Source organism: Vibrio sp. D173a (assembly GCF_030248475.1).
The window spans coordinates 1-1,569 of sequence record NZ_JAHGAH010001230.1; the positions used below are offsets into that span (position 1 = coordinate 1).

At 44.6% G+C, this 1,569-nt stretch carries 2 protein-coding genes; both read right to left on the reverse strand.

Features of this window, described 5'->3' with window-relative positions; translation table 11 throughout:
* Positions 1 to 102: 102 nt before the first annotated feature.
* Positions 103 to 834 carry a two-component system response regulator BtsR gene (gene btsR, locus KIV40_RS32475; protein WP_285353475.1) on the reverse strand — a complete coding sequence of 244 codons (732 nt, stop codon included), beginning with the start codon at positions 832 to 834 and terminating at the stop codon, positions 103 to 105.
* Between the two features lie 58 nt (positions 835 to 892).
* On the reverse strand, positions 893 to 1,569 hold a 677-nt coding region (locus tag KIV40_RS32480), incomplete at its 5' end, for a sensor histidine kinase (RefSeq protein WP_285353477.1).

Genomic DNA, 1,569 nt, shown 5'->3' on the forward strand with positions numbered 1-1,569 from the left:
TAATCATCGCGTTTGATGAAAGTTTTGAACTAAAAAGCCAACCTTTGCGGTTGGCTTTTTTGATCTTGTTGTCAGTGAGTTGAAGTACATTGAACGAAAAGGTTAGTGGATACCAAGCTGTTCTTTGAGAGTCTTCAGGTAGCGACGACTAACAGGTACCTCAAAGCCAGTTAGAGTGATGATCTCCGCAAGACCGTTTTCCAGAAGCTTGATCTCTTGGATCGCTTTTATATTTATCAAATATTGTCGATGACAACGGATCAGATCGGTCTTCTCTTCCAGGACTTGTAGAGTCAGTTGAGAAGAGGCGGTTTGTGAGGCGCTGCGAACGTGAACACCACTCAGGTCAGAATATGCGCATTCGACCGTTTGGCTTGCCATGATCACAATGCGGTTGTGACCGATACACGGAATCTGCTCTAAGTGCGATGGCGCAATAGCATTGATGTCTTGTTCAGGCGGCTGTTGGCTCTGCTTAATCAACTTACATAAACGTGAAACGCTTTTGTTGAGCCTACAAGGTTCAACTGGCTTGAGGAGGTAATCGAAGGCGTTGTCTTCAAAGGCTTGAATAGCATATTGGTCGTAAGCGGTAACGAACACCACGTAAGGCATGTTCTCAGGGTCGAGCATACTCAGTAGCTCGATACCGGTGATCTGCAGCATTTGAATGTCTAAATAAACGACGTCTGGCTTGAGGTGGTTGATCTGCTTTAGCCCTTCGATGGCATTACTCGCTTGACCTATCACATCCACTTTTTCTGTTTCAGTGAGCAGCTCAATCAACTCTTCGCGAGCGAACAGCTCATCATCTATGACTAATGCCTTTAACATCCAAATACCGTAATTCCAATCTACTGTGTCAGTATACGCTGTTATGTTGAATCACGCGTTACAGCGCCTTTGGAATGATAAAGCTCATACGCGTAAATTGCTGTGGCTGAGATTCTATTTTTAGAGCTGAGTCTTGTCCAAAGAAATTGGTTAGACGTTTGTCCACGATCTCCATACCTAAGCCTACATGATCGCTACTTGGCTTTTCGTAGCTACCTGCGTTGTCTTCCACTGTGATTCGGTAGTTGCCTTGATAGAGTTCGCTGTAGATCTTCACTTTACCTCCCTCGAGAAGATTAGATATCCCGTGCTTGATGGCGTTCTCAACCAGAGGCTGAAGGGTAAAACTTGGTAGTTCAACTTCATAAAGTAGGGGATCAATATCCCATTCAATTTCCAAGCGATCGGTAAAACGCGCTTTCTCGATCGTGAGGTAGGCATTAACGTGCGCTAACTCATCTTTCATTTTGACGGTGTTGATGTTCTGTTTGAGGTTGCTTCTAAAGAAGTGTGATAAATGCTGAATCAGCTCTCGCGCTTTATCTGGTTCACGCCTTGTGACTGCACTGATGGTATTCAGAGCATTAAACAAGAAGTGTGGATTGACTTGCGCATGCAGTAGTTTGATTTCAGCCTGCGTTAACAAGGTCTGTTGCTGCTGGTAGTTGCTAAACAGAATCTGGCTCGATAGTAGCTGAGCGATACCTTCACCCATCGACATATTGATGGTCGAAA

What these genes read in the sequence shown, in the direction of transcription:
- btsR (WP_285353475.1), bottom strand. Translation starts at nt 834, where the DNA reads ATGTTAAAGGCATTAGTCATAGATGATGAGCTGTTCGCTCGCGAAGAG.